Origin of the sequence: Ralstonia insidiosa (genome assembly GCF_008801405.1) — a bacterium.
Classification (GTDB): Bacteria; Pseudomonadota; Gammaproteobacteria; order Burkholderiales; family Burkholderiaceae; genus Ralstonia; species Ralstonia insidiosa.
The window spans coordinates 3,154,240-3,172,324 of the sequence record NZ_VZPV01000001.1 but is presented as its reverse complement, the minus strand read 5'-3'; the positions used below and the strand labels follow the sequence as shown (position 1 = coordinate 3,172,324).

Annotated in this window: 19 protein-coding genes; 11 read left to right on the top strand and 8 right to left on the bottom strand. The window is 64.2% G+C overall.

What is annotated here, in order from left to right; all coding sequences use genetic code 11:
- Positions 1 to 17: 17 nt before the first annotated feature.
- Positions 18 to 950, bottom strand: coding sequence for a DUF2167 domain-containing protein (locus F7R11_RS15055; RefSeq protein WP_031329659.1), 933 nt, complete (start codon positions 948 to 950; stop codon positions 18 to 20).
- A 146-nt stretch (positions 951 to 1,096) separates the two neighbouring features.
- Positions 1,097 to 1,636, bottom strand: a complete 540-nt coding sequence (locus F7R11_RS15050) for an ester cyclase (protein WP_064804782.1) — start codon at positions 1,634 to 1,636, stop codon at positions 1,097 to 1,099.
- A 251-nt stretch (positions 1,637 to 1,887) separates the two neighbouring features.
- Between F7R11_RS15050 and F7R11_RS15045 the strand changes: the two genes are divergently transcribed.
- The 7 genes from F7R11_RS15045 (at position 1,888) to F7R11_RS15015 (ending at position 7,126) form a co-directional block, all read left to right on the top strand.
- A complete protein-coding gene (locus F7R11_RS15045) occupies positions 1,888 to 2,406 on the top strand; it encodes a hypothetical protein (RefSeq protein WP_064804780.1) in 519 nt (172 codons plus the stop codon).
- Positions 2,407 to 2,515: 109 nt separating this feature from the next.
- Positions 2,516 to 3,277 carry an IclR family transcriptional regulator gene (locus tag F7R11_RS15040; RefSeq protein WP_064804778.1) on the top strand — a complete coding sequence of 254 codons (762 nt, stop codon included), beginning with the start codon at positions 2,516 to 2,518 and terminating at the stop codon, positions 3,275 to 3,277.
- Between the two features lie 66 nt (positions 3,278 to 3,343).
- Positions 3,344 to 4,099 (top strand): glutamine ABC transporter substrate-binding protein, encoded by a 756-nt coding sequence (locus F7R11_RS15035; RefSeq protein WP_064804776.1) that lies wholly within the window; start codon positions 3,344 to 3,346, stop codon positions 4,097 to 4,099.
- 18 nt (positions 4,100 to 4,117) lie between these two features.
- Entirely contained in the window at positions 4,118 to 4,786 is a 669-nt protein-coding gene (locus tag F7R11_RS15030; RefSeq protein ID WP_021195821.1) for an amino acid ABC transporter permease, read from the top strand.
- A 62-nt stretch (positions 4,787 to 4,848) separates the two neighbouring features.
- The gene (locus F7R11_RS15025; protein ID WP_167317206.1) at positions 4,849 to 5,595 is read left to right on the top strand and encodes an amino acid ABC transporter ATP-binding protein; all 747 of its coding nucleotides are present in this window, start codon (positions 4,849 to 4,851) and stop codon (positions 5,593 to 5,595) included.
- A complete protein-coding gene (gene hutG / locus F7R11_RS15020; protein WP_261312723.1) occupies positions 5,592 to 6,551 on the top strand; it encodes a formimidoylglutamase in 960 nt (319 codons plus the stop codon). Before F7R11_RS15025 ends, hutG begins: the two co-directional genes overlap by 4 nt.
- Positions 6,548 to 7,126, top strand: coding sequence for a HutD/Ves family protein (locus F7R11_RS15015; RefSeq protein ID WP_064804774.1), 579 nt, complete (start codon positions 6,548 to 6,550; stop codon positions 7,124 to 7,126). Before hutG ends, F7R11_RS15015 begins: the two co-directional genes overlap by 4 nt.
- Before the next feature lie 95 nt (positions 7,127 to 7,221).
- Here F7R11_RS15015 and F7R11_RS15010 read toward each other — a convergent pair whose 3' ends face one another.
- A complete protein-coding gene (locus tag F7R11_RS15010; RefSeq protein ID WP_003272088.1) occupies positions 7,222 to 7,506 on the bottom strand; it encodes an HU family DNA-binding protein in 285 nt (94 codons plus the stop codon).
- A gap of 312 nt (positions 7,507 to 7,818) precedes the next feature.
- Here F7R11_RS15010 and F7R11_RS15005 point away from each other — a divergent pair, with 312 nt between their 5' ends.
- A complete protein-coding gene (locus tag F7R11_RS15005) occupies positions 7,819 to 8,571 on the top strand; it encodes an oxidoreductase (RefSeq protein WP_064806417.1) in 753 nt (250 codons plus the stop codon).
- Positions 8,572 to 8,607: 36 nt separating this feature from the next.
- Here the strand turns inward: F7R11_RS15005 and F7R11_RS15000 are convergent, their stop codons facing one another.
- Positions 8,608 to 9,948 carry an MFS transporter gene (locus F7R11_RS15000; protein ID WP_064804773.1) on the bottom strand — a complete coding sequence of 447 codons (1,341 nt, stop codon included), beginning with the start codon at positions 9,946 to 9,948 and terminating at the stop codon, positions 8,608 to 8,610.
- Positions 9,949 to 10,128: 180 nt separating this feature from the next.
- Between F7R11_RS15000 and F7R11_RS14995 the strand changes: the two genes are divergently transcribed.
- Complete coding sequence (locus tag F7R11_RS14995) at positions 10,129 to 10,467, top strand: hypothetical protein (protein WP_064806415.1); 339 nt, start codon at positions 10,129 to 10,131, stop codon at positions 10,465 to 10,467.
- 148 nt (positions 10,468 to 10,615) lie between these two features.
- Positions 10,616 to 12,016 (top strand): GntP family permease, encoded by a 1,401-nt coding sequence (locus tag F7R11_RS14990; RefSeq protein WP_021195814.1) that lies wholly within the window; start codon positions 10,616 to 10,618, stop codon positions 12,014 to 12,016.
- A 619-nt stretch (positions 12,017 to 12,635) separates the two neighbouring features.
- On the opposite strand, the gene F7R11_RS14975 is transcribed toward F7R11_RS14990, so the two are convergent.
- The 4 genes from F7R11_RS14975 to F7R11_RS14960 form a co-directional block, all read right to left on the bottom strand.
- Complete coding sequence (locus F7R11_RS14975; protein ID WP_064804772.1) at positions 12,636 to 13,403, bottom strand: TSUP family transporter; 768 nt, start codon at positions 13,401 to 13,403, stop codon at positions 12,636 to 12,638.
- 63 nt (positions 13,404 to 13,466) lie between these two features.
- The gene (locus tag F7R11_RS14970) at positions 13,467 to 15,029 is read right to left on the bottom strand and encodes an ABC transporter permease/substrate-binding protein (protein WP_064804771.1); all 1,563 of its coding nucleotides are present in this window, start codon (positions 15,027 to 15,029) and stop codon (positions 13,467 to 13,469) included.
- Positions 15,011 to 16,213, bottom strand: a complete 1,203-nt coding sequence (locus F7R11_RS14965; RefSeq protein ID WP_064806413.1) for an HD-GYP domain-containing protein — start codon at positions 16,211 to 16,213, stop codon at positions 15,011 to 15,013. Before F7R11_RS14965 ends, F7R11_RS14970 begins: the two co-directional genes overlap by 19 nt.
- A gap of 332 nt (positions 16,214 to 16,545) precedes the next feature.
- Positions 16,546 to 16,818: a hypothetical protein gene (locus F7R11_RS14960; RefSeq protein ID WP_021195810.1), complete on the bottom strand. Its 273-nt coding sequence runs from the start codon at positions 16,816 to 16,818 to the stop codon at positions 16,546 to 16,548.
- 409 nt (positions 16,819 to 17,227) lie between these two features.
- On the opposite strand from F7R11_RS14960, the gene F7R11_RS14955 reads away from it, so the two are divergent.
- Positions 17,228 to 18,034, top strand: a complete 807-nt coding sequence (locus F7R11_RS14955; RefSeq protein ID WP_064804770.1) for a hypothetical protein — start codon at positions 17,228 to 17,230, stop codon at positions 18,032 to 18,034.
- Positions 18,035 to 18,085 lie beyond the last annotated feature (51 nt).

Below are 18,085 nucleotides of genomic sequence, written 5' to 3'. Positions count from 1 at the left end.
CGTGTGTGCCAGCGTGATCAGGCGCTCGGCTTGCGCTTGAAGAACTTGGCAATCGCCGCGCCAAAGCCCGCCACGGCCAGGATCGCCACCTTGGCAAACTTGGCCAGGAAGGCGGCAATCACGGCAAACAGGCCGAGCTTCTTGGCAGCGATGCCACCCACCAGCGCAGCCAGGCCGTACTCGGCCACCTTGTCGGTCTTGGCGTTGAAGTCGGTGTAGCGCTTGCCGTCCTTGAAGTCGAGGTCAGCCAGCAGCTTCTGCACGGCGGGCTTGTCGGCGTTGACGTGGTCGCTTGCGGTGATCAGGTTCAGGCTGATGTAGCCGTCGCGGCCCAGCGCGTAGGTGTTGTAGTTGACCGATTCCGGCTCGTTGTCGGGCTGGCCCTTGGAGCGCGCGGCCATCGACCAGATCAGGCGGTGCGTGGCGGCGTCATAGTGCGGGCGCTCAACCCAGCCCTGGATCTCCAGCGCGGGGATACCGCGCTTCTCGCGCTCTTCGTTGGCGGCAGCGGTGCCTTCCTTGAGCGACTTGAACAGGTCGTCGACGTTCCAGTCTTTGGCGTCGTCGTCCTTGATGTAGCCCGACGCCTCGTACTCGGCAATCACCATCCAGTCGCTTTCTTCGTCGGTGGGCATGACCAGGCCGAGCAAGTCCTGGTTGTTGCCGTTGCCCATGGCGTGCATGAGCTGGCCAGCGGCCGGCTGCGGGATGAAGACTTGGTTCGCGCCGATCTTGAGGGCGGCCTGGTCACGCAGTTCGATCGACGTGGGCCCCGCCTTTGCACTGGCCTTGGCGGCAGCCCAGGCCTGCTTGATTTCCTGTTCCGGATTCGGACCAGCCGATGGTGCCGATTGTGCGTGCGCGGCGGCTGCACCCATCAGCCCCATCACCCCGGTGCAGGCGAGCGCGCTCGCCCAGGCGCGCAGTGCGCCCTGAAACCCCATTCCCATGTGCTTCTCCTGAAGACGTTTTCGTGTATTCGTTGGCTCGTTTCTTCTATCGCTCTGGCCGCCGCCAAGCGGCTTGCAAGCAGGGGCGAAGCATAGCGGGAGTGGGGTGCAAGCTTGTTAAAGGGCGTTAATAGATCCGCGCGAATTCAGGGCTGCAATCCCATCTGCCCCAGCAGCGTCTGGTTGTCTTCCAGGTGCCAGTTTTCGGCGATCTTGCCGTCGGCCACGCGGTACAGATCGAATGCCTGGAAGTCGATGGGCTGGTTCTGCCCGTGCGTGTGCCCGAACTCGCCGGTGAAGTGTCCGCGAAAGCGCAGATGTACGGCCACACGGTCGCCGGCCACAACCATGTCTTCGATTTCCACACGCATGTCGGGCACGGCGGCGCGGAAGGCTCGGGAAGCGTCAAGCGGGCCTTGCGGGCCCTGCACACGCCCTGCGGGCAGCGTGCGGTCGGCAAAGTCGGGCGACAGCGCCTGCGTGGCATAGCGCGCATCGCCGGTATGCCAGAAGGTGGCGTAGCGGCGTGCCGCCAGCACGGTGGCCGCAGCTTGCGGTGTGTCCGGGGCGGCCAGATGTTGTGGGCGGACGAGTTCGTCGTCTGCGGCGAATGCCGGTAGTGCGGCAAGCAGCGCCAGTGCGGTGGTGGCCAGCAGGACGGGGCGGAGGACGGGGTGAGCGGGCATGGAAAGCTCCGGTGGGTTGAGATGCGCCGCACTTTAGGCTTCTATCCGGAGGCGATAAACAGGTTGCGAGTCGATCTGGTTTCAATCGGCATTTGATGATCGATGCATGTGTCGGTCCGCCCGGCAATGCAATGCCGCGCACGTGATAGTCGGTATGCCGCGCCAGACGGCGTTCAAACGGTCCGCGCTGCGCCGGGTTTTTCTAGACTGGCCCTTCATCGAACAGACACATACAAAAAAGGAGGGGAACGATGGACCTGAGCCACATCCTGTCGCGCACCGAGCGCGGCACGCAGGAACTGCAGACGCGCAGCGGGCATGTCACGCATCGGCAGCGCGCGATCCTGCTGCTGGCGGGCGGCGAGCGGTCAGCTGCGGAGATCCTGGCGCAGTTGAGCAGCGCCGGCCCGGACATGGAAGACCTCATGCGCCTGGTTGCCGACGGCTACGTCGTGGCGCGCGCACCGGTCAAGGTGGCACCCAAGCCCAAGGCGCCGCCCAAGCCGGCATCGGCCACACCGCCAACGGCGCGTCACGTGCGGCAGGCCTCGATTGCCGACTGGCGGCTGAGCCAGGCGGGGGCGTTCTCGGCGTTACAGCGCTACCTTGCCGAGGGGCCGGAAGCGCCGCTGGATTTTCTCAATGGCTTGGCTGCGCCCTTGTACGCGGCGCTGACCACCTGCCGCAGCGAGGCCTCCGCCCACGCCGTCGTCGCGTTCCTGGAAGCGCGCTTGGACGAAGAAGGTTGGAATGTGACCGAAACGTCCTAGGTGTAAATACTAAATTTGCGTACTTTTCCCGTCTATTGGGAATCGTGCGTTGATGATTTGAGAAAACCGTCGCATTCTCCGTCGCATTCCACGCCACGGAGCTTTTGCGATGGCCGAGCCCGCTTCCGCACAACTTGCAGCACAACCCACCGCCGGTGCGGATCGCGTGCTGATGGTGCTCGCCACCATCGCCCGCCACGGCCGCCCGGTTGCGGCGCGTGAGCTGGTCGAGCTGACCGGTCTGCCGCAGAGCACGCTGTACCGTCAGGTGGCGATGCTCAAGCGCTGGGGCTTCGTGCTCGAATCGTCCGGCACCTACGCGCCGGGTCCGATCAGTCTGCAACTCGCACTCGGCTTCGATCACGCTTCGCACCTCGTGCAGGAAGCGCGCATCGGTATGGCCAAGCTCGTCGCCGAGTCGGGTGAATCGGTCGGGCTGGTGGTGGCCGTCAAGGACCAGGCCGTCTGTCTGGAAATGGTCGAGAGCCAGCAGTCGCTGCGCTGCTCGTTCGAGAAGGGGCGCGGTGTGCCGCTGCTGGCCGGCGCCTCGGCCAAATCATTGCTCGCGTTCATGCCGCCAACGGCTGCGCGCGCCATCCTCGCAGACTTGCTGGCCATTGATCCGGACAGCCAAGCGCAACTGCAAACCGAACTTGCTGATATCCGCGCCGCGGGCTACGCACTGTCCGAAGGCGAAGTCGACCCCGGCGTCTGGGGCGTGAGTGCGCCGGTGTTCCGGATGCCCGGCCACGCGCTCGGCTCCATTACGTTGATGGCGCCTGCCACGCGCGTGCGCGGCAAGGAGCAACGCCTGATCGACATGACCGTGGCTGCTGCTGCGTCCATTTCGGCACGGCTGCAGGACATCTGAATTTACGAATCACGCGTTTTGCTCGAATTGTTTTTTCCACCCCACATGCACATTAGGAGACCACTCATGGGGAATCGCCGTCGTTTTATGCTGGCCTGTGCCGTGGCGTTGTCCGCTGCGGCGTCCTTCGCTACTGCCGCGCACGCTGCAGGCGAGCCGCTGCGCGTGGCCACCGATGCCACCTTCGCGCCGATGGAGTTTGTCGAGGGCGGCAAGCGCACCGGCTTTGATGTGGATCTGATCGAAGCGCTGGCCCGCACGATGGGCCGCCCGGTCGAGTGGACCGACATCGACTTCAAGGGCCTCGTACCGGGCCTGATTTCGCGCCGCTTCGACGTGGCCATCTCGGGCATCTACATCACCGAGGAGCGCAAGAAGGTGGTGGACTTCACGGTGCCGTACTACCACGGCGGCCTGGTTGCGCTGGTCAAGCAGGGCAACACGGCTGTCAAGACGCCGGCGGACCTGAACGGCAAGAAGGTGAGCGTGCAGGTGGGCACCAAGTCGGTCAACTACCTGCGCGAGAACTATCCGAAGGTCGAGCGCGTGGAAGTCGAAAAGAACGAGCAGATGTTCAACCTCGTTGAGATCGGCCGTGCCGATGCAGCCGTCACGGGCCGCCCCGCTGCGGCGTACTACGTCAAGGCGCGTCCGGGCCTGCGTCTGGTCGAGCCGGCACTGACGACCGAGGAATACGGCATCGCCGTGCGCCGTGACCAGCCTGAGCTGACCAAGGCGCTGAACGCCGCGCTCGAGAAGATCAAGGCCGACGGTACGTACGACCAGATCGTCAAGAAGTGGTTTGGCGCTGCTGCCAAGTAACGACGACTGGACACGCTGATGGAACTGGATTTTTCTCCTGTCTGGGCGGGATGGACGGACATTCTCCACGGGGCGCTTGTCACCGTGGAGGTGACGGCTGTTGCGCTGATGCTCGGCTGCGTGCTGGGCCTGCTGGTGGGCATCGGGCGGCTGAACCCGCGCCGACGCTTCATCTACGGTATCTGCACGGTGTACGTGACGTTCATCCGTGGCACGCCGCTGCTGGTGCAGCTCTTCCTGCTGTTCTTCGGGTTGCCGCAGTTCGACATCCTGCTGCCGGCCTTCGTGTGCGGCGTGCTGGGGCTGGGTGTGTATTCCGGCGCCTATGTGTCGGAGATCGTGCGCGGTGCGATCCAATCGGTGGATCGTGGGCAGATGGAGGCGGCGCGCTCGATCGGCATGTCGTCGGCGCAGTCGATGCGCGCGATCATCCTGCCGCAGGCCGTGGTGCGGATGATCCCGCCGCTGGGCAACGAGTTCATCGCGCTGATCAAGAACTCGGCGCTGGTGTCGCTGCTGACCATTCACGACCTGATGCACGAAGGGCAGAAGATCATCAGCGTGTCGTACCGCTCGCTGGAGGTGTACCTGGCGATTGCACTGGTGTATCTGGTGCTGACCAGTGCGGCGAGCTACCTGCTGCATCGCCTTGAACGCAACATCCGTGCGGGAGGCATGGTGCAATGAACATGGCCAGTGTGACCAATGCGGCGAACCCGCAAACTTTGAAATCCGCGCTGGATGTACCCATGATCCAGATCCGCGGTCTCACCAAATCGTATGGTGATCACACGGTGCTCAAGGGCATCGACTTCGAGGTCGATGCCTCGCAGGTGGTGGTGGTGATCGGCCCCAGCGGCTCGGGCAAGAGCACCTTCCTGCGTTGCTGCAACGGGTTGGAAGTGCCGGAAGGCGGCACCATCGACATCTGCGGCAAGCGGCTGATCGACAACGGCACGATGCTGCCCGAGAGCGACCTCAACCACCTGCGCCAGCAGGTCGGCATGGTGTTCCAGTCGTTCAACCTGTTCCCGCATCTGTCGGTACTGCACAACGTCACCATCGGCCCGCGCATGCTGCGCAACAAGTCGAAGCACGAGGCGGAAACCGAAGCGCGCGAACTGCTGCAGAAAGTGGGCTTGGCACACAAGGCCGATGCGATGCCCGCGAGCCTCTCCGGCGGCCAGAAGCAGCGCGTGGCGATTGCCCGCGCGCTGGCGATGCAGCCGAAGGTCATGCTGTTCGACGAGCCGACGTCTGCACTCGACCCGGAACTCGTCGGCGAGGTGCTGCAGGTGATGAAGCTGCTCGCCAAGGAAGGCATGACGATGCTGGTCGTCACGCACGAGATGGGCTTCGCACGCGAAGTGGCCGACGTGGTGGTCGTGATGGACGGCGGCGGCATCGTCGAAGCCGGGCCACCGTCGGTCATCTTTGGAGAACCCAAGGAGGCGCGTACGCGTTCGTTCCTGCAAGCGGTGCTCACGCGTTCATGACCATGCACGAGGTGATGACATTCGATGCTTCCATCTGGCAGGGCCGTGATGACACAGGCGAGCGTGGCGATGTCACGCGACTGTTCCAGGTTGTGCGGTCTGCCTATGTCACCGCGCTTTCCGGTGCGCCGGCCGTGCTTGGCTTTGCGTGCGATGCCGGCGTGCTGCGCAACCACGGTCGTGCAGGTGCTGCGCAGGCTCCGCGTGAGATTCGTCGTGCGTTGGCCAACGTGCCTGCGCACGGTCTTGCGGTGCTCGCCGACGCGGGGGATGTCACTTGCGATGATGGCGATCTGGAAAGAGCCCAAACCGCACTCGGTGATGCCGTCTTCGACCTGCTCGATGCCGGCGCGCGTCCGGTTGTGCTGGGTGGCGGCCACGAGGTTGCGTTCGGCACCTACCAGGGCCTGCGCAAGCATTGGCAGAAACAGGCCCTGCGTGGGCGTCTGGCCATCGTCAACTTTGATGCGCATTTCGATCTGCGCACGAGCCGCCCCGGCAACTCCGGCACACCGTTCGACCAGATCGCCGAAGACTGTGCCGCGCACGGTATCGACCTGACGTATTGCTGCCTGGGTGTGAGCCGCCTGTCCAACACGCCCGCGCTGTTCGATCGCGCCGATGCGCTGCACGCGCACTACGTGGAAGACACCGATGTGCAGGAGCGCCATCTCGATGCGCGCATGGCCGATCTGGATGCGTGGCTGGCCGATGTCGATCACGTCTACCTGACCATCGACATGGATGTGCTGGCTGCCGCCGTCGCGCCCGGTGTCTCCGCACCCGCCGCATACGGCATCACGTTGCCGGTGCTTGAGGCGCTCGTGCAGCATGTGTGCGCCACGGGCAAGGTGCGCGTGGCGGACATCGCCGAGACCAATCCCGAATACGACCAGGACCGCCGCACCGTGCGTGTGGCCGCACGCCTGGCATATCACCTGCTGCGCCGCCAATGAAGCTGATTCCTGCAGACGCAATGCGCCGCATGCCGTGGAAGAACGGCGGCGGCGTCACCACCGAAATCGCCATCGCACCCGAAGGCGCCACGCTCGACACCTTCGACTGGCGCATCAGCACAGCGCAGGTCGACGCTGCGGGGCCGTTCTCGCGTTTTGCTGGTATCGATCGCTCGCTGGCGGTGATCGCCGGTGGGCGGCTGACGATGCATCGTGCGGACGGCAACGTTGTGTCGCTCGCGCCGGGCGAGGCACCCGTGCGCTTCCCCGGAGAGGTGGACATTCACGCCACGCTCGATGCGCCGCTGTCGGACTTCAACGTGATGACGCGCCGCGACACCTGGGCGCATCACGCGGAGTCGATCGCGCTGGCTGCCGGTGAGCGTCGGTCGCTGCCGATCACGCATTCTGGCATACAGTGGTTGGCGTACTGCGTGCATGGCGCGCTGTTGCTCAACGGCGCGGATGTGCCGCGGGGTGCAGCGGCGTGGCTGGATGCGCCGTCGGGCAACGACACGCTGGTTGCGCGCGTGGGGTCGGTCGGCTATCTGGTGGCGCTCTGGCCGATCGCCTGATCTTTGCGCTCAGGCAAAAAAGCAGTCAAAAGAAAAGGGACCCTTAAAGGGTCCCTTGCAAGTCTCCCGGCTCCGTAGAGCCCCGCAGAAGACGCTTACTTCTTCTTGTTCACGGCGTCCTTGAAACCCTTGCCAGCCGTGAACTTCACGGTCTTGGTTGCCGGGATCTTGATGGCTTCGCCGGTGCGCGGGTTGCGGCCGGTGCGTGCAGCACGCTTGCCCGACGAGAACGAACCGAAGCCAACCAGCGTGATGGTGCCGCCCTTGGCGACGGTCTTCTTGATGTTTTCCAGCGCGGAGTTCAGCGCGCGCTCGGCGGCGGCGTTGCTCAGTTCTGCGTCTTTTGCAATGGCGGCTACGAGTTCGGATTTGGTCGTCATGTCAGTTCCCCACATCAGGTTTGTTGGACAGCGTTGTACTGCGACCCGTTTTATATCACCGTTGCGAAGGGTTGCACATCCCCTCCCTGCAAGGCTTTGCGGGCCGTTGCTCGCAACCGACACTTGTCCTGTCTACGTTTGCGGGCCGGGCATCCGGGAAACACCTGATATCAACAGGGTTTGTTTGCATTTCCATCAGCGTTGCCCGCACCCGAAATGCACCGAAAGCGCGCAGGCCCGGTGCCGGAAACCGGCGCGAAAGCCGCCCTACACTGTGTACTTGCAGCCAATGCCAACCTCATGGAGAACATCATGTCGAGTTCGCAAACGCCTGTCGCACAAGGCTTCGCGGGCGATGGCGATGCCGCCGAACAGCCACGCGGACCGGCCGTGCTGGTGGCCGGTGCCAATGGATTGGTGGGCAGCGCGGTGGTGCGCCGCCTGGTCGCCCAGACTTGGGTCGGCAGCGTGACAGCGCTGGTACGCCGGCAAGGGGCGCTGACGGCAGGGCAGGCGATGCCCGGCAGACTGCGCGAGCGCGTGGTCGATTTCGATCGGCTGGACGCCCCCGAAGCACACACCGCCCTGGCTGCAGATATCGTTATTTGCGCGCTGGGCACGACCATTCGCCAGGCTGGATCGCAGGCGGCATTCCGGCGCGTTGATGTCGAATATCCGGCGGAACTGGCGCGGCGCGCGTTCGCGGCCGGGGCGCATCATTTCCTGCTGGTAAGCGCGCTGGGCGCCGATGCGCGTTCGGGTGTTTTTTACAATCGCTGCAAGGGCGAGGTGGAAGCAGACATCCTGTCGATCGGCTTTCCATCGGTCACGATCGTGCGGCCGTCGCTGCTGCTCGGCAAGCGCAGTGAATTCCGCTTCGGCGAACGCGTTGCACAAAATCTGTCGCACGCAATCGGATGGATGGTGCCGATTGCGTGGCGACCCGTGCCGGCGGAATCGGTGGCGGCAGCGTTGGTGAGCGCGGCACGCGTGGATGCGCCCGGTGTGCGTGTGCTGGAGAACGCCGCGCTGCTGGCCGCAAAAGACGAACGGCCGGTGGGTTGAGCCACCGGCCGTTCTCGCCTGGTTGATTTCAAGCGGTTACTTCTCGATCGGCTTGCCTGTGCGATCGTGCATCAGCGACAGCGCAAACACGCTGATGATGGCCGCGACCATCACGTAATACGACGGCGCCAGCTTGCTGCCGGTGCTGGCAATCAGCCACGTCACGATCAGCGGAGCAAAGCCGCCGAAGATCGTCACCGCCAGGTTGTACGAAATGGACAGGCCCGTGGAGCGCACCGCCGTCGGGAACTGCTCGGCTAGCACCGCCGGCGCGGGGCCGGTAAACGCCGCCAGCAGCACACCCAGGATCACCTGCACCTGCAGCAGCGTCTGCACGGTCGGGTTGACGTTCAGCCAGTGGAAGAGCGGATACGCTGCGGCGGCAATGACGAGCGCCACCGTGCCCAGCATGCGCTTGCGGCCGATGCGATCCGACAACGTGCCCATGATCGGGCACAGCACGAAGATGATCGCGCCGCACAGTGCCGTCGACTGGAACGTTGCGCCCAGCGGCAGGCCAAGCTGCTGCTTGGCATACGTCGGCATGTAGAACACCAGCGTGTACGTGCAGACCGTCCACAGGATGGTCACGCCCAGGCCGCCGAGCACTTCGCGCGGATGATCGCGCAGCACCTGCGACAGTGGCGCGAGCCGCGATTCCTTCGCGGCCTTCGCCTTCTGCGCTTCGAACGCGGGGGGCTCATGCAAGTGCGAGCGGATGTACATGCCGACCGGGCCGATCAGCAGACCGAACAGGAACGGAATGCGCCAGCCCCAGGCATCGATCTGTTCGGGCGACAGGCCGTTGGTGACGATTGCACCCATGGCCGCGCCGAGGATGAACGAGATGCCCTGGCTCGCCTGCTGCCAGCTGGCGAAGTAGCCGCGGCGCTCGTCCGGCGAGTACTCGATCAGGAAGGCCGTAGCACCGCCGACTTCACCGCCGGCCGAAAAGCCCTGGATCAGCCGCGCGATCACGATCAGGATCGGTGCGCCGATGCCAATCTGCGAATACGTCGGCGCCAGTCCGATGATGGCCGTGCCAATCGCCATCAGCATGATGGTGAGCGTGAGCGCAGCCTTGCGGCCCACGCGGTCGGCATAGACGCCGAGCACGACGGCGCCGACCGGGCGCATGAAGAACCCTACGCCGAACGTGGCGACCGTCAGCATGAACGAGGTGAAGTCGTTGCCGGTGGGGAAGAACAGCTTGGCGATGATGACCGCAAAAAAGCTGTAGACCGTGAAGTCGAACCACTCGAGGCCGTTGCCGATGGTGGCGGCGATGATGGCTTTGCGTCGAGTGGCTGCAGAGATGGCCGGGGCCGGTGCACGATCGCCCTGGGTGGGCGCTATCGTGGCTTCGGTGGCTTGCATGGATGTGTCCTCCAGTGTTTTATGGGCATCGCCTGCCCCGATCTCTCCCCAGCGCGGGCGGCGAAGCGGTCATGGTAAGTGATCCGGCAACGATTGGCTGCGGTCGTATCCGAAGTCCTTGGAATTGAACTGGCCAAACACTGTCGAACGCATATGCACATGCATCCAACGGAGCACATCATGAACCCGACACCGCAACGCGGCCGTCGTCTTGCGGCCATCCTGGCGGGCGCGCTCGCCGCCTGTGCGGTCGTCTTGCTGGGGGGCTGCGTGGTCGCGCCGTACTACGACGCCTATGGCAACCCGATCGCTCCCGTCGCGGTTGCGCCCGCGCCGGTGGCTGCGTATCCCTACTATCCGTCCTATCCGTACGACCCTTATTACTACTATGGCCCGGCTTACTATCCGGCGCCGGTTTTCGGCAGCGTGTGGATCGGCGGCGGTGGGTGCTGGGGCTGCCATCGCGGCTGGGGAGGCCGGGGCTGGGGCGGACGCGGTGGTTGGGGCCACCGTCATTGATCTGTCATCCACATGACGAAAGCGCACGTCTGGCGCGGCTGAACGTCAGTTCTGCCGCCAGTTCAATACGCGTGATTGCGTAACGGAATCTGCTGCATCGCGACATACAATCCATCGCTCTTAAAAGAAGAAAGTGAGGAGATTGTCGATGTCCGTCATCATCGTGCTGGCTGCGCTGGCATTTCTGATGTTCGCCGCGTATCGCGGCTACAGCGTCATCCTGTTTGCACCGCTGGCTGCCCTGGGCGCGGTGCTCCTGACCGATCCATCTGCCGTGGCGCCGGTGTTCTCCGGCATCTTCATGGAGAAGATGGTCGGCTTCGTCAAACTGTATTTCCCGGTGTTCCTGCTCGGTGCCGTGTTCGGCAAGGTGATCGAGCTGTCAGGCTTTTCGCGCGCGATCGTGGCGTCGGTCATTCGCGTGGTGGGCGCCAAGCGGGCGATGCTCTCCATCGTGCTGGTGTGCGCGCTGCTGACGTATGGCGGCGTGTCGCTGTTCGTGGTGGTGTTTGCGGTGTACCCGTTTGCGGCGGAGATGTTCCGCCAGGGCAACATCCCCAAGCGCCTGATTCCGGGCACGATCGCGCTGGGTGCGTTCTCGTTCACGATGGATTCGCTGCCGGGTACGCCGCAGATCCAGAACATCATCCCGACCACGTTCTTCCACACCACCTCGTGGGCCGCGCCGTGGCTCGGTACGATCGGTGCGCTGTTCATCATCGTGGTGGGCATGTCGTATCTGGAATGGCGCCGCCGCGTGGCGCTGCGCAATGGCCACGGCTATGACCACGGCCTGACCAAGCTGGTGAACGAGCCGGAAACGGCCGAGACCGGCACGCTGGCAAACCCGCTGATCGCACTGTCGCCGTTGGTGTTGGTGGGCGTGATGAACCTGCTGTTCACGCGCTGGATTCCGACGTGGTACGGCAAGGTCGTTACCGTTGCGCTGCCGGGTCTGCCCAAGCCGCTGACCGTTGAAGCCGACAAGCTGACCGCGATCTGGGCTGTGGAAGCGGCGCTGCTGATCGGCATCATCGTGGTGCTGGTATTCGGCTTCCGTGCCGTGAAGGGCCGCTTTGCCGAGGGCAGCAAGGCAGCCGTGTCCGGCGCGCTGCTGGCCGCGATGAACACGGCTTCGGAATACGGTTTCGGTGGCGTGATCGCTGCGCTGCCGGGCTTCCTGGTGCTGGCCGATGGGCTGCGTGCGATTCCGAATCCGCTGGTCAACGAAGCCGTGACGGTGAGCACGCTGGCGGGTATCACCGGGTCCGCATCGGGCGGTATGAGCATTGCGCTGGCTGCGATGGCCGATCAGTTTGTGCAGGCTGCGCAGGCGACGGGGATTCCGATGGAGGTGCTGCACCGCGTGGCGTCGATGGCCTCGGGTGGCATGGATACGCTGCCGCATAACGGCGCTGTTATCACGCTGCTGGCCGTGACTGGGCTGACGCATCGCGAGGCGTATCGCGATGTGTTCTGCGTCACGATTATCAAGACGCTGGCGGTGTTCTTTGTGATTGCCGTGTTTTACGCGACCGGCATCGTTTGATTGGTTTGGTGTGAGTTTTTTGGTGCAGCAGGGAATGGGCCTTTGGGGTGCGTTCCCTGTTTTTTTTGGTGGTCCATCCCTTGTTTCATCCCCTGCCGGGGCTGACTCACTTTTCTTTGTCTTGCCAAAGAAAAGTAAGCAAAAGAAAGGCGCGCCCGAGATGGCGACCCCCTCCTTGGATTTTTGTCGCGGGGAGGGGAAGGAGCCAAACTCGCTGCGCTCAGACAAGGCTCCTTCCTTTTTCCTCCCCGCAACAAAAATCCAAGGCGCCATCAAGGGCCTAACGTCAAAAGAAAAGGCCAACCGTCGCGAGGTTGGCCTTTGTCGTTCTGGCTGGTGCCCAGATGGTTTGTCTTTTTGCCTTTGACTTTCCCTGCCCTATGCGGCGCCTTGAATTTTTGTGAGCGGGCGGAAAAAGGAAGGAGGCTGTCTGAGCGCAGCGAGTTTGCCTCCTTCCCCGCACGGTCACGGAAATTCAAGGAGTCTGTCGCCGCATCGGGCGCGCCTTTCTTTGCTTACTTTTCTTTGGCAAGACAAAGAAAGTGAGTCGGTCCCGGCAGGGAACGAAAGGGAGGTGGACCACCCAGTCCAATCTTTGGCTGAGAACGCAATCAGAGAATCAGGCGCGCACGAACAGCCAAACAGTCAGGACGACGCCGACGACAACAACGAAGCCGCGCAGCACCTTCTCCGGCAGCCGGTGCAACAGCCACGCCCCAGCAAACCCGCCCGCGATGCCGCCAATGCCCAGGGCCAGCACTGCCGCCCAGTTCACCTGCGGCGAGAACGCAAACACGGCCACGGCTGACGCATTCATCGTCATGGCGAGTACGTTCTTGGTGGCCGCGGCCATGCGCACCTGCTGCCCTGCCACGGTCAGCGCCGCCAGCATCAGAAACCCGATCCCGCCACCGAAGTAGCCGCCGTAGATGGCAATCGCAAACTGGATCGTCGCCAAGGTCGTGCTCGACAGGCCGGAGGCGGCATGCAGCGGCTTGCGCCGGAAGCTCCCCCACGCAAACACGCTGGTGGCAAACAGCACGAGATACGGCACCAGCTTGGCGAAGAACGACGGCGGTGTCGCCAGCAGCAACAGCGCGCCGAGCACGCCGCCGATCAGGCTGATGACGATCAACTGCTTGAGCGAGAGGTGATGCGCGCCGGCATCCACGCCGCCGGCCAGTTTGCGCCCGGCCACCGACGTGGTGATCTGGCTCGGGAACAGCGCGATCGTCGAGGTCATGTTGGCCGCTAGCGGGTTGAGCCCCGCCAGCAGCAACGCCGGAAACGTGATGAACGATCCACCGCCGGCAATGGCATTTTGCGCACCGGCATAGACGCCGGCCGCTGCAACGAGCAGGGCGGTGGAGAGCGAAAGCGTGGACATGAGCGGGGAGGAGGGTGTTCGAATGGTCCGCGCATGGTAATGGAACGCCTGCGCGCGCGCTTGCTACCGATTGGGGGTGTTGCTTCCCCGCTGGCGCAGTTGCCATTCAATGACCTCGAACACGCCCTGTACGAGCAACGCCAGGACGGCAGCCGGGATGGCGCCTGCAAGCAACGTTGCGCTGTCGTTGAGCGCCAGCCCGGTGGCAATGCGTTCGCCATAACCGCCTGCGCCGATGAATGCAGCGATGGTCGCCGTGCCCACGCTGATGACGGCAGCCGTCTTGATGCCCGCCAGGATGACGGGCAGCGCCAGCGGCAAATCGACCACGCGCGTGCGCTGCGCGGGTGTGAAACCAAGCGCCAGTGCCGCATCGCGCAGGCCATCCGGCACCTGTTCCAGGCCGACGATGGTGTTGCGCACGATGGGCAGCAGCGCATACAGCGCCAACGCGATCAGCGCCGGCACCACGCCGATCGACCCCACGATGGGGATCAGCATGGCCAGCAGCGCCAGCGAGGGAATCGTCTGCAGTACGCCCACCACCGCGAGGATCGGCTGCTTGATCCGCCGTCGTGCGGCAGCCAGACCCAGTGGCACACCAAGCAGTACCGCAACGCCTGTTGAGATGCCGACCAGCATCAGGTGCCGTTGCGTCAATCGCCCCAGGCTGTCGGTCAGTTGTGCGAAGAACGCGCGGGCTGGCGTGGCGGCGGGCGCATTGTGCTGCCCGGCGAGGAACTGGCGCGCGACCTGCGCGAACGATTGGCTTTCCAGCTCGACCGCTGCGTTCATCGCCACCATGTCGTCGCGCTGGATGCGGCCGGTGAGTGCGGTGATGGCCTGCCATTGCGCGGCGTGTTTCTGCGCGACGTCGGCGCGGTAGAGCAACACCGCGTCGTAGCGCGGGAAGACGTGTGCGGTGTCGTCGAGCACACGCAGATGCTCGCGGCGGATCTTGGCATCGGTGGAGTAGATGTCGATCACGTCGACCTGCCTGGCACGCAGCGCGTCGTAGGCAACGCCATGGTCGAGACCGGTTGGACGTTGCGGCAGCGCGTAGCGTGTAGCGACGGCCGGCCAGCCGTCGGCGCGGCCGAGAAATTCGTGCGACAGGCCGAGGCGCAGCGCCGGGTGCGTCGCCAGATCGGCAAGGGTGCGGATGTGCTCGCGTTCGGCGTCGGCCTCGCGCATGGCAAGCGCGTAGGTGTCTTCAAAGCCGAGCGGTACGCCCGCAGCCAGGCCCATGGGGGCAAGTGCGCGGTTCACGTCGGCCAGCAGCGCGGCCTGATCTGGGTTGGCCGCTTGTGCCTGCGGCAGGTGAAGGATTTCAGCGGCGATGGTGCCGAGGTAGTCGGGGTAGGCGTCAATGCTGCCGTTCTGAAGCGCGGCGAAGACGATGGCGGTATTGCCCAGGCCCGGTACGTGTTCGGCTGGGCCGCGCTGGGCGGCGGTCTGCGTGAGGATTTCGCCCAGCACGTACGACTCGGTGAAGCGCTTGGAGCCGATGCGCAGCGGTGCGTCTGCTGCCATCGCGGCGGGCGCGCTGCACGTCAGCCAGCCCAGCATGAGCCATACGAGGCAACGCTGGAGGAGGGGGCTACAGGTCAGTCGCCGTGTATCCAAAGTTCGTTGAGGTCGGTCAGGCCCCAGTCGCTGGGTTCTTCTCGTGAAACGATCTGGTCGCCGGTGTGCGCCAGGTCGATGAGCTCGGGCGCAATCCGCGTGCCCGACGATATGGAGAAGAATACCTTGACCGTGGGCGTGAGCAACGCGCCCGGCGTGTGTTGCATCACTACGGCCAGCCGCCCCGAGCGCAACCGCACGAGCGAGCCCACCGGATAGATGCCCACGCTTTTGACGAAGGCATTGAACACCATCGGGTCGAAATGGTTGCCGCGCCATTCGACCATGCGCTGGATCGCGTAGGCGGCTTCCCACGCTTTTTTGTAGGGGCGGTCGGAGGTGACCGCGTCATACACATCGCAGATGGCACCCATGCGCGCAAACAGCGAGATGCCTTCGCCGGCCAGCTTGTGCGGATAGCCAGTGCCGTCCATGCGCTCGTGGTGGTGCAGGCAGACGTCGAGCGCGATGTCGCGCATGCCGGTGTCGCCCACCAGGATGTCGTGCCCGGCCTGCGGGTGAACGATTACGGTACGGAATTCATCGGCGGTGAGCGCGCCCGGTTTGTTCAGCACCTCGGGCGGAATAGCGACCTTCCCGATGTCGTGCAGCAGGCCAGCCAGGCCCGCGTCGCGGACTTCATCGTCGGACAGGCCGAGCTGGCGGCCGAGCGACACCATCAGCGCACACACCGCCACGGAATGCAGGAAGGTGTAGCGGTCTTTCGTCTTCAGGCGCGCGAGGCTGATCAAGGCGCTCGGGTGGCGGTCGACCGAGCCGGAGATCGCCTCGACCAGCGGCAGCGCGTCACGCGCCTCGATGGTGCGGCCCATGCGCGCGTCGGAAAACATCGCCTTGACGGCAACTTCTGCCTTGCTGATCAGGCGCCCGGCACGGCGCATTTCTTCGGCGTACGTAATCGGGCGCGGCGTGATGCTGGCGTCAGGCTGTGCTGACGGCGGGCTCGGGGGTGCGGGTGGCGCAGCGTTGGCTGCAGCCACGTCGGTGCCGCGTGCGGTATCGATCCAGACTTCTCGGATGCCGCTGGCTCGCAGGCGTTGCAACTGGGCGGAATCTTCAACGCGAAAGCGGGCCCGCCAGAACGGGTGGTCCAGCCACGAGCCGACAAATTCCTCCAGATACATTCCCACCCGCAGGTGTTCGATGGCGATGCGCTTGCGCATGTTGGTGTTTAGATCGGATGCCTTGGCAGGGCACGTCCAATGCAGCGGGCGCAAGGGGGCGCTGCTGTGCCAATGGTTGCCATTCATCATATCGGACGCAGCGGGCGCGGCTTGAGGGGGGAAAGCCCGGTCATACCGGGTGCGACCGCGTGAGGCGAGGCCGTGCCATGTATGCGCCACGTAGCAAAGATGGCGCCACACGCATGCTTTCGCCAGGAAAGGCGAAGCAAAAAAAAGGCGGCCGGAGATGGCCGCCTCAGTAAACCGGCACCGGCACCGCTTGGGCGCCTGGCATCGGGGAGGGAGATGAATCAGGGGTGATGCAGATGTGCTTACAGGCCGTCGGTGAACGGGTCGCGCTTGCCGGCCAGTGCGCCATCGGTGTACGGGTCTGCCTTGCGCAGTGCGCCATCGGTGTACGGATCGGCCTTGCGCAGCGCGCCGTCGGTGTACGGGTCAGCCTTGCGAGCGCCATCGGTGTACGGGTCGCCCTTGGTGACGGCCTGACCATTGGTGTACGGGTCTTTGCCCTGCACGCCGGCAGCGAAGGCGGGCACAGCAGCAATAGCGATCAGCGAGGCGATAAGCAGGTTCTTGGTCTTCATGATGGACTCCACAACAGGGGGGTGAGCATTGCTGCAGGGCAGATTCGCTGCAGTGCAGTAACGCGATGGCATAAGCTTAGTCGTTGCTTGGGCGGTAAAAAAGCAGTTCTCTTAAACTCTTTGTTCAAAAAACACGAACAATTGTGACCCCTCAAGCACCGCAACCTGCACATAAGTCATTGATATGACACATGAATATGCGATGCGGGATAACCCTTACAGCGAACATCTGACGGTGCCGACCAGCAAAAAATTCCGGCCCGGGGTGCGACAGATTGTTGCGTTGCATTGCAGACCTGGGGATTCCCCCTCCCTCCAGTAGGGCGGTCTGCCACTAAACATTCCACGCGAACGGTCGTTGAAGCAGATGCGGGCGACGCTTTCCGCCCCTGCTGCAAGGAAGACCATCATGACCATCACCACTGCGTCCATCGCCCGATTCGAGATCGACGGCGTCGCTTATCAGGCGAGGCTGTTTGCCATGCCGTTCTACGTGCCGGAAAACGGCCGCGTGCGTGCGCATGCGGTCGGGCGTCCGGAGATGCCGTTCGGTGGTGTGCACGTGCTTGCCCGATGGTTGGAGGCGCGCGTGCTGCCCGAAGGCGTGGGTTTGGTGATGGCCGATCGTCTGTTCTCGCATGGCGCGGTGGAGCAATGGTCGGGTGCCGATGGTGCGCGCGCAGCCAAGGTGTTGTCGCAGGTGGCGCTGGGCAGCAAGAACAGCCATCGCCTGTGGCGCAATACCGTGGCAGGCGGTTTTCGCGACGAGACGGCGTTCTTCCTGGGCGCTGCCTTCGTGCAGACCGATGCCGCCGTCGACGACGTCCGCCTGCTGGGCGATCTGATTCCGGCTGCCGAATGGTCGGGCGTGGCCGATGCCGCGTCCACCATGATGGGCCTGCACCTGTATCGTCCGGAGGAGCCCGAAACGCTGGTCGATTGCGCGCTGCTGGCGCCGTCCTGGACGGAAGCCGCAGTGGAGCGTGCCGACGGCTATCGCGCGCTCACCCTGCTGCATTCCTTTACCGAAGACGACGAGGACATCCACGTCGACATCGAGTTGCTGCCGCCGGGCCAGGTCGTGCTGCAGGTGGAGTCGTGCTCGACGCGTTTTTCGGCGCGCTTCGATCCTGTACTGCTGGGCCGTGACATGACCGATGCACTGTTGCGCGACGCGCTCGCCCTGCAACACGGCCTGCCTGCCAACCTGCACTGACCCGACGCTGAACCTGCTGGCAAGCTTGCGCTTGCCTTGCGCATCCGCCGT